Annotated in this window: 1 tRNA gene; it reads right to left on the bottom strand. The window is 42.7% G+C overall.

Annotated elements, in window-relative coordinates:
* Positions 1 to 137: 137 nt before the first annotated feature.
* A tRNA-Asp gene (locus tag EXT48_RS23650) sits at positions 138 to 214 on the bottom strand.
* Between the last annotated feature and the right edge of the window lie 4 nt (positions 215 to 218).

Below are 218 nucleotides of genomic sequence, written 5' to 3'. Positions count from 1 at the left end.
AAGTTATAACGACATTATTATAAGCTTATGTTGAAAAATGAGTTACTTAACAGTGATGACAAGGGAAAGACTAAAGAAAATGAGCTATTTGATTTTTGATTTTGCTCAAGGAAGCTTGCTTAGAAGAAAATGCAAACTGGCGGAGTGGACGGGACTCGAACCCGCGACCCCCGGCGTGACAGGCCGGTATTCTAACCAACTGAACTACCACTCCGCAG

The sequence above is a fragment of the Pseudoalteromonas sp. CO348 genome (assembly GCF_004208845.1).
GTDB lineage: Bacteria > Pseudomonadota > Gammaproteobacteria > Enterobacterales > Alteromonadaceae > Pseudoalteromonas > Pseudoalteromonas maricaloris.
The sequence above is the reverse complement of the archived record's forward strand: the minus strand, read 5'-3'. Positions and strand labels throughout refer to the sequence as shown.